The 9,983-nt window shown below is 57.3% G+C and carries 6 protein-coding genes; 1 reads left to right on the forward strand and 5 read right to left on the reverse strand.

The window, feature by feature from the left end; genetic code table 11:
- From D6877_RS15050 to D6877_RS15070, 5 genes are all read right to left on the reverse strand, one after another.
- On the reverse strand, positions 1-325 hold a 325-nt coding region (locus tag D6877_RS15050; protein ID WP_178083690.1), incomplete at its 3' end, for a cupin domain-containing protein.
- A gap of 90 nt (positions 326-415) precedes the next feature.
- A complete protein-coding gene (locus D6877_RS15055) occupies positions 416-1,279 on the reverse strand; it encodes a phospholipase (protein WP_130911307.1) in 864 nt (287 codons plus the stop codon).
- Between the two features lie 111 nt (positions 1,280-1,390).
- The gene (locus D6877_RS15060) at positions 1,391-2,695 is read right to left on the reverse strand and encodes a glycosyltransferase (protein WP_130911308.1); all 1,305 of its coding nucleotides are present in this window, start codon (positions 2,693-2,695) and stop codon (positions 1,391-1,393) included.
- Between the two features lie 99 nt (positions 2,696-2,794).
- The gene (locus D6877_RS15065; protein ID WP_130911309.1) at positions 2,795-6,718 is read right to left on the reverse strand and encodes a hypothetical protein; all 3,924 of its coding nucleotides are present in this window, start codon (positions 6,716-6,718) and stop codon (positions 2,795-2,797) included.
- 171 nt (positions 6,719-6,889) lie between these two features.
- A complete protein-coding gene (locus D6877_RS15070; protein WP_130911313.1) occupies positions 6,890-7,249 on the reverse strand; it encodes a response regulator in 360 nt (119 codons plus the stop codon).
- A gap of 266 nt (positions 7,250-7,515) precedes the next feature.
- Between D6877_RS15070 and D6877_RS15075 the strand changes: the two genes are divergently transcribed.
- Positions 7,516-9,983, forward strand: a 2,468-nt coding sequence (locus D6877_RS15075; RefSeq protein ID WP_130911314.1) for a CHASE3 domain-containing protein, incomplete at its 3' end; no start/stop codon positions are given.

Below are 9,983 nucleotides of genomic sequence, written 5' to 3' on the forward strand. Positions count from 1 at the left end.
GATGGCCGCTCTCGAACAGTTCGTCGGTGAAGTTGACCAGCATGTCGCGCTTCTCGACCACTTCGTCTTCGGCGACCTGACTGATCCAGTTGTGCGGCAAGTTCGGACCGGTCAGAAACAGCGTCTCGGGATAGAAATTACCGATGTAGTCGCCGATGAACACCTTGCCGGAGCTGGCGACGATCAGGTGCAGTTCGTATTCCTTGTGGAAATGCCAGCGCACCAGCGGGCACGGAAAGCCGTGCTGGCGATAGATGATGGATAAACCGTTATGGTCATCCATCAACTCGTAAGAGGGGTCGGTCACGCGAGCGGTTCGAGTCATGACGGGGCACTTTTTTATTATTGCTGCGCGATGATGCCTCGTTTTCCGACATTTGTGCCACTTCCACCTGATCGTGGCTGGGTACCGCGCTTAGCTGGGCTTGTCGTGAGCCTTTTGCAAGTTGGCCATTTGGCAAAAGCGCACAATGTTCGAGTTTTTGATGAAATCGAAATTGATGATATTGCACTTGCGCGCCCAGTCGGTCTTACCTGGGTCAAACCATTCGTCAAGGCTGTCGAGGATTCGCTGAGGTCCACCGAGGGTGAAGCTGGTTGCCGATAATGACCATGGGCGGCGTGTGCTGACGGGGTTGCTTAGAACACCCTTGATATAGCCATGCAGATCCGTGGTGTTGACTTGAGTCTGCCCGATCCATTTGTGCTGGATCGGACTTTCGAAACGGGATTCCTGCGTTTCCCAGGTCATCGGCGCGGCCACCATGATGCGTTGCAATGGATTGATGGCTTTGAGCTGGCCAAGTGTCAGATGCAGGTTTTCGGTGGGAATGATTCGCTCCCCAAGCTGTTCCAGCAAAGCTGATTTGAATTGCGCATGATTGAATGGGTCGTTGACGCTGGAAAGTTCATGAAAGTCGAGAACGATAAATTCATTCCGGCTCCGTTCCTGAAATCCCTTCAGATCCCTGACGAGGTCTTCAAGAGTTCGCGAAGAGGTATAGCCATTGTGATGGAAGCGAAATCTCCCCAGATGGTTTGCCTCGCTGTTGTAAATGAGGCGCAGGTCAAGTGCGCGAGCACCGCGATTCAATTGCGAATAAAAGGACACGTCCTGACAGGCGAGCCAGTTTTTGCCGGGAATCAAAGCGTAGGAGGCTTCCCAGTCACACCCGGCGTTATGTGCGCCGGGCAGGGTCATCTCGAATAACGAAAGTTTGTCGAGTAGTGGAGAATCAGCCATCCATTGATGAGTTTGAAAAGTATCTTGGTCTTGCATGTTGAACATCCTGCCAGATCGTTAATGAAAGTTTTGCGCGCAGGATGGTTATAGGCATATTCGGTTTATCGCGATAGTTTGCTTTCAATGCAAGTCGTGTATGGGCTGTGACTACCGCTCCGTAGAATGTAACTGGTTCTTGGCTTCAATCCATTGAGCCATGTATTGGGTACTTTTGAGCGTGTGATGACGCAACATGGCACCGGTAAAGTTGTCGTTTCTAAGTTGTGCCAAATGTTGTCGGCAATCGTTGATCCTGTTGATGAGAAGAGGGCCGTGCACATTGCGCTGGTAGCGTTGTTGCAACAGTGCTTCAGCCAGAACCTGCGCCTGCTGCCAGCGTGACGGATCTTCGTGCAACTGCACCGCCTGTTCGGCGAACGTGTTCGCGTCAAGGACAACCGCTCCGGGCCAGGGACTGTCGCCGTGCATGGCTTCGGCGCCAGTCGGTGTGGTCACACTCGGGGTGCCGCAGAGCATGGCATCGACCAGTTTGCCCTTGATTCCCGCGCCGAAGCGCAGTGGCGCGAGGCAGACCCGTGCTGCAGACATCACCTCAAGCGCATCTTCGGCCCAGTTCATGATGTGAAAACCTTGAGCCGGGTTGTGCAAAGCAGTCGCCTTGGGGGGCGTGTAGGCCCCGTAGATGTGCAGTTGCGCGCGTGGCAAGCGCGCGCGGATCAACGGCCAGAGGGTGGTTTTCATCCAGAGCACGGCATCCCAGTTCGGCGCGTGGCGGAAGTTGCCGATGCTGAGGAAATGCGCGCGCTCGGCGAAACCACGCGGCGCCGTGGCCGGAATATCTATCATCAACGGACACCAGTGCAGAATCTGGCGGGGCACGCCGAACTCCTGCACCAGCAAATCGATTTCGACTTCGGAAATCATCAGGTTCAGGTCGCAACGATACAGCGCGGCGATTTCCCGTTTGGCCAGATCGGTACCCGCCATCAGCTGGAATTCTTCGTGCAATGCCGGGGAAAACAGTTCGCTGAAATCAGTCTGTTCGTCGTTGCTTTTGAGCCGGTCCTTCAGGCGCTGATGGCGCGCATGACGCAGACTTTGCAGATCGGAGGTCTCCAGAATACGAAGGGCATCCGGGCAGTTTTTTTCCACACGCCAGCCAAACTGTTCTTCCATCATGAACTGGTCGAACAGCACGATATCCGGTGCCAACTCGCTGATGAACGTATCGAAACTGCTGTTGTTGAGCTCGATCGGCACTTCGCGAATGCCCAGCGATGCGAGGTCAGCCTTGTGTTCACCCGGGCCGGCCGGGCTGCTGAACGTGATGTCCCAGCCTTGCTCGAGAAACGTTTCGAGGATCTGCATGACATGCCCGCTGGCCGCCGACGAACGCGGTTCTGGCCAGACGTAGCCGATGACCAGAACTCTGGTGGTACACGAATGGCTCACGACTGATCCTCTGACCCATGGAAAAAAGGGCGTAATTAAACCACAGCGAAGTGATTGAAACGCACCCTGTAGCCCTTTCACCGCCGATCGTTTGCGCGTTCAGTTGACTGGTTTGGCGAGATTTAGCAGCAGCGGCCCTTGCAGGAACTTGCCAGCAGCGGTCTTGCTCACGGCATATTCGATAGTCTTGATATTGAAGCTCAATATGGCCGGGCGGGTGTGCGCTTGATCGAGCAGGGACACCGCAAGCATGTAGGACTCCGCATTGGCCAGCGCGGGGTGATTCTGGACCAGTTTCGGCAGACTCGCCTTCATCTGGTCGAACTGGACGAAACCCGGTCTGTACGCCAGCGCGTGGTGCGGATTGATCAGGTTGTCCGGGTGAGCCTTTCGCGCATCTCGGGCCAGCTCCAGCAAACCGACCGCATCGAATTCCGCATGATACAAATCGGGGTACACCTGGCCGTAATACAGATCAAGGGTGTCCGGGCCACCGTGGGACATTTCATGGATGAGTACGTCGGCGACGCTACCGTCGTCGTAGCGGGACAACTTGTAGAACTCATCGAGATTGTCCGGGTAGATCGAAAGAAACTTGCCGGCGGATTCATCGATGGTCTTGCCGGTGCGCAGCGCCGTCTTCCAGCGCTTGTAGGCCGGTGGCGACAGCGATGCAATCACGCCGGGTTGATGCGGGCGGAAGGTGACGTTGCTGAAACTGATCGATTCCAGATCCCTGCGCATGGCGCGCAGGTGCTTGGACACATGTTCAACCACTTCATCGGAATCATTGCCGAACACATGCCTGAGCACTGCGGGAATGTCGTCGTTGGAGGACAATTCCATCAGCGCGCTGATGGAATTGTCCAGCTTGCTGCGCGCCACGGGAATGGCTTTTTTCAGATAGCCACGGGTGTAACTGAACGGCTTGAAGCGGCCGAGCAGACGCTTCAACGGTGCGAAGTTGCCCAGGTCGAGTAGTTTCAGGCGCGGGCCCCAGGCACCGCCGGTGCGGATGTTCAGCGCGTGCCAGTGCTGGTTGCGCTCGAGCACCGCGATATCGACTCCCTCGCCAAGCGCATCGACCCCTCGCCACGTCGCCTGATACACATCGCGGGTGGGGGAGAGCCTGATCCAGTCATGACCGTCGGCGCCATGCATCAATCTCCTCAATTGCACGCTGGCGGTGTGCGCGGCATCGAGCGCGCTGGCTCCGGCAAACACGACGCCGCGCCTGGCCAGTTGAAAGCCTTTGCGGGCGAGGGCGGGCACGCCATCGAGGGGGTTGGCCAACGACACCGCCGCACGAGCGACAGCTTTGGCGACTTTCAGCAGTTTAAGGGTGGTCGACCCGGTCTTGGCGAGGATGCTCGCTGCCGACGCGCCAAGACCAACCAGCAGGCCGATCACCGACAGGCCATCCAGAACGCAGCCACCAATACCTTCGGAGACGCGGTCGGTGCGTCCGGAGCGGATGTCTTCAACGCATTGTTTGAATGGCACGATGACGTTGATTGCCAGGTTTTCGATGGTTTCCCTGGTGGTGCGCCATTCTTCCAGGCCGTTGCGCACATCCAGTGCTGCATACAACTCTTCGCGGCTGGCGACAGGATGGTTGTCCAGTACGCACTCGGCGATCGCATCCAGTTGCGCTGAAAAAAACAGCGCGACCGCCCGCACATCAGTCGCGTCGAGTTGCAACTGCCAGAGCTTTTCCACCACCACTTTGGAGGTCATGCCCGGGCGTGATTCGCTGCCCTCGCGATAGGCGGCGTAATCAAGAGGCCACTGGCTCGCTTTGTTCTTGTCCTGGAAGTCGTACTTGCTACCGGTATACGAGAGGGTCGGACGTTGATGGATGAGGCCGGTGCTTTGCAACTTGAGCGCCAGATCGGGGCGCTCGCGACAAACGCCGCGCAACGTGAACAGCTCGTAAGCGCGGATTTGATCACCGTTGCCGCAGCAGAGAATGATCCCGTAACGCCCATGGGCTTCATCCCGCTGGATTTGCGTTTCCTGATTCGGATTCAGCGGATTGACTTCTTTGCGGACGGTGTAGAGGGTTGTTTTGCCGCGGGTCAAGGCGAGGCGATCGTCCTCCGGCATTTGCGTGATCGCCATTTTGATCAGGGACGACAAGCCCTCGCGCACGTTCCGGTAGTAACCATCGAATGCCTGATCAAACAGTTGCGACGGCGATTGCAGTTCGCCGAGGCGGGCAAAGGCACCGGCTGGAGCGCGGAAACTGTCGCGGGGCTTGAATTTGTCCGAGAGTTTTCCGTTTTCGACCAGGTCCCCGGAAAGGTACAGATCGAGAATCGACAGGCGCAGGCGCAGCAGGCCGTTGATTGCATATTCGTTGTTGCCGGTGGTGCTGGCGAGCAAATCCCAGAACTCGCTGAGAATCCCCGCCGGATGCGCAGCCTTCAGACCTTCCAGCCAGCTGCGCTCTTCGAAACTGCTCAAATACTTTATTTTGAAGGCTTTCTGTTCAAGGTAGGGGCCGGCGGGCATGACCTTTTCCAGCGCTTGCAAGGCGATTTTGCGCCGGTCGGGGGGCGTAGCGGACAAGCCGGTTTCAGACTGGGCAAGGGCCTGCATATAGCGCGAGAAATAAGCGGTAGCCTTGATCACCGCAGCGTTGTCGTAGTCTTTGGCACTGCGGTAAGAGATGACTCCGTTCAAAACCGCCCAGTCCACCACCGCCGGGATTGCCACCGCTTCGTACAATTTGTCGAGGTCAGTGGAAACACCTGTCAGCTCGGAAAATGCCTTGATTTGCGCAAATGTCATTGCTCGGCAGCTGCCTGGCGCGAGGTGTTCGATGACGGCAGCGGTCTGGCGCGCTGTTACCCAGCCAGGCTTGTCCAGCGTCAGCCCGGGCGGGATTTGCGCAATCAGCAGCTCCGGTGCCGCACCCGCCAGTAACAGATGCGCTGCCAGTGGCGCGTTGTGCGCCTCGCTCAGGCCGACGTCAACCAGATGCTGTTCGAACAGGATGCGTACTTCGGCCGCGCTCCGTGCGCTATTGGCCGGTTGATAGAAGTCATAGCCGGCGAGGAGGGGCTGATCGGAGCGCAATTGCATGTCGATGATCAGCGCAGCCAGGACTATCTCGTCGAGCTGGCGATCGCGGACGGCTGGATCATCGGCCTCCAGATGCCAGCCAAGCCGCTCGTGCAACGTGACCCCGAGTGCGCGAGCAGTCTTTCGACGCAGGAAGTTTTGCAGAAACTTGTCCGCATGCTCACGTATATCCTGCGCCGGGATCAGGTTGAAGTTGGCGAACGCCACTGCCTGCAACAGGCTTGTCGCACCTCGGGTCAGCTCATGTACGGTCTGGGTGATGACGTGGCGTTCTGCGATCGATAAATGAAACGGTGAGGATTGATCAGCGTGGAGCAAGTCGTGGTAGTCGCCCAAGAGGGGTGGTTCAGGCAGTTCGAAGACAAGCCACTCAATCAATACCCTGGTTTCGCCAAGCGTTGTCGGCAAGTTATAACCGTGAAAATTCAACCATTGCTCTATGCCGATCACTTCACCGGAATAAATAACGCCGCCAGTGTCCTCTGCCAACTCGGCGAGCATGTCGAGCTCTTCGCTGAATACGCTTGTTTCTTCACTATCAAAAGCAACGCTGAACCGATGGGATTCAAATTCCGAATCATAAACAATAAATAGCCTGGACTCGGTGTTGACCCCCAGCTGCATGTCATCGGCATATGAGTGTTTGCGCAGTAATTGCAAAAAAGCAGGCGCGTTGATTATCTCTTTGAAGACGTTCCGTACTGGTTCGCAACGTTCGTCAAAGCTGCTGCCGACGACCCGAGGCATGAAACGATCTTGCACATTGAATACTGTACTGGAGGGGCGCGAGGCGCTTGCCGCATAGCTGCCGGCGGAGACGTGAAGCTCGGTTGCTGCAATCGCCTCGGTCAGTGCCCGGGCCATTAGCGCGCGTTCCTGTTTGTCATACGCGCTACGGTCGACGGTGACAGCCACGTCGGCTGAAATGAACTTCATGGGCTCTATCCTGAATTTATTGAATGGTGTTTGGCAAACGTTCCGTTATTTGCATGACGGGGCCAAGGATCACTCAGGATAGAGCTGGCAGGTTAAGTGATGGCAGTATTAGTTAGTTGCTGATTGTTTTTGGATGTGACAAGTTGCATCCGCGACGGGCAGCTATCAGGTTTATTTCAGAATGCTTTTAACTTTGTCGCGCAATTGGTCAATAGAGAAGGGCTTGCCAATGACATGCATATCGCTGGGCACATCAATAGTCTCGGCATAACCGCTGGCGAACAGGATGGGCAGAGCAGGGCGCAGCTGACGTGCCCTTTGAGAGAGTTCGCGGCCATCCATGCCAGGCAGACCGTGGTCGGTCATCATCAAATCGATGGCGTTACCAGAATCCGCAAGAATCGCAAGCGCCTCGCCGCCGTCTTCAGCCTCCAACACGGTGAATTCCAGCTCCTCCAGCACATCCACGATGAGCATGCGCACGATGTCGTCATCTTCTACGACAAGGATAGTGGAGGCATTGGCAGACATGGCAGGACTCTCAGAAAAATGAAATCGGGGGATACCGGGCAAGCGAATTTTGCCGGACTCTTGCATGAGTAAGTGGCGCATAGCCACAAGTTCCCGAGCTGATACAAAAAAGAACAGGTCAGTGCGGTGCGGCAAGGATAACCGTTGGCGTCGTCCAATGCGCAGGCGTGTGTAGGAAAATGCCATCATTTGTGTGAGAAAAATGGATCCATGGCGGGGTTTTGGGGCAAACTCTCGGGTTTTCAACAGTTCGACAAGGCTGCCCCATGTCCTCTCCGTCCTCGGTTGATGAACAACGGTTCCGCAAACTTCTGAGTCGCAACGTCAGCCTGCCGCTGGGCGTCGGCGTGCTCAGCGCCGTGTTCTTCGTCTCGCTGATCACTTATTTGCTGTCGGTCATCCAATGGGTCGAGCACACCGACCGGGTGATCAATAACGCCAATGAAGCGGTGAAACTCACCGTTGATCTGGAAACCGGCATGCGCGGCTATCTGCTCAGCGGTGACGAGCATTTTCTCGACCCGTATGAAATAGCCAAACCGCGCATCGAGGTCGCCCTCAATACATTGCTGGAGCTGACCGCCGACAATCCGGTGCAGACCGATCGTTTGCGCCGTTTGCAGGCGTTGCAGGTGGAGTGGGCCAACTACGCGCAGTCGATGATCGATCTGCAGCGCAGCAGTGGCGACTATCGCGGCGCGGTCAAGGCCGGGCGGGGCAAGCGCCTGACCGATGAGATCCGCAAGCAGTTCGAGGACGTCATCGAGACCGAGCAGGTGCTGCGCGCCACGCGTAACGAAGACGTGCGCCGCACCACTATCTGGAGCATCACCCTTTATCTGATTTTCATCGTCGGTATCAGTGGGTTGCTGGCCTACATCGGCCGCCGTGATCTGCTCAACCTGTCGACCAACTACAGCGCCAACCTCGCCGCCCAACTGGCCAGCGCCGAACGCCTCGAGAAGCAGGCGTGGCTGCGCAACGGCCAGACGCAACTGGCCGAGCAGGTACTGGGGCAACTGACACTGAACCTGCTGGGGCGCAACATTCTGCAATTCTGCGCGCAATACCTCGGCACTGCCGTCGCGGCGCTTTATGTGCGTGAAGAACATGGCGGCCTCAAGCGCGTGGCCACTTATGGTTTCTCCCGCGAGCAGGAAGAGCTCAATCAAACGATCTACAGCGGCGAAGGCATCGTCGGCCAAGTGGCAGAGCAGGCACGCCTGATCCGTCTCGACGCGGTCCCGGGCGACTATTTCAAAGTCAGCTCAGGTCTCGGTGCAGGCCTGCCGCACAGTGTGCTGGTGGTGCCGACCAGCGATGATGATCGGGTCAACGGTGTGATCGAACTGGGCTTCCTGCGTCCGCTGTCCGAGCGCGATATCGAACTGCTGGAACTGATTGCTGGCAACATCGGCACCTCGATCGAAGCGGCGCGTTACCGTCAGCGCTTGCAGGAAGTGCTCGCCGAAACCCAGCAGCTCAATGAAGAGCTGCAAGTGCAGCAGGAAGAGCTGAAGACCGCCAACGAAGAGCTGGAAGAACAATCGCGGATTCTCAAGGAATCCCAAGCGCATCTGGAAACCCAGCAAGTGGAGCTGGAGCAGACCAACGAGCAGCTCGCCGAACAGCGCGATGCGATGGACAAGAAAAACACCGAGCTGAATCAAGCGCAGATTCAGCTCGAAGAGCGTGCCGAAGAACTGCAGCGCTCGAGCAAGTACAAGTCCGAATTCCTCGCCAACATGTCCCATGAGCTGCGCACGCCGCTGAACAGTTCACTGATTCTGGCCAAGCTGCTGGCGGAAAACCCGCAGCAGAATTTGTCGGCGGAACAGGTCAAGTTTGCCGAATCGATCTATTCGGCCGGCAACGATCTGCTCAACCTGATCAACGACATTCTCGACATTTCCAAGGTCGAGGCCGGCAAACTTGAAGTGATTGCCGAAAACACCCGTGTCGATCGACTGGTCGACGGCTTGCGCTCGATGTTCGAACCGTTGGCGGCGGACAAGAAACTCGCCTTCAGCGTCGAGGTTCAGCCGGACGCACCGGGCTTGCTGTTCACCGACCGTCAGCGTCTGGAGCAGGTGATCAAGAACCTGCTGTCCAACGCGATCAAGTTCACTGAGCACGGCGCGGTCAGCTTGACCATTACCGCGCAGCCGAACGATCACATCGCCTTCAGCGTCAAGGACTCCGGTATCGGTATCGCTGCAGATCAGCAGGAAAGTATTTTCGAGGCGTTCCGTCAGGCGGACGGCACCACCAACCGCAAGTACGGTGGCACCGGCCTTGGCCTGTCGATCTCGCGGGATCTGGCGACGTTGCTGGGCGGTTCGATCAGCGTCGACAGCGTGCCGGGGCAGGGCAGCACGTTTACGCTGGTGTTGCCGCGTCAGTATCACGAGTTCGGCGAAACGCCGGCCGCGCCGCTGACCTTTCACCCGACACCTGTGACGCCTGCGCCAGTCGCGGTTGCAGTGCCGGTGGCATCAGCGATTCCTGCGGTCATCCCGCGCTTCGCCGATGACCGCGACAAGGCGCCGTTTGCCACTCGTTGCATTCTGGTGGTGGAGGACGAGCCCAACTTCGCTCGCATCCTCTATGACCTCGCCCATGAGTTGGGTTACATGTGTCTGGTCGCCCACGGTGCTGACGAGGGTTACGACCTGGCCCGCGAATTCGTGCCGGATGCGATCCTGCTCGACATGCGCCTGCCGGATCATTCCGG

Source organism: Pseudomonas sp. Sample_9 (assembly GCF_004307535.1).
GTDB classification, from domain to species: Bacteria; Pseudomonadota; Gammaproteobacteria; order Pseudomonadales; family Pseudomonadaceae; genus Aquipseudomonas; species Aquipseudomonas mercuritolerans.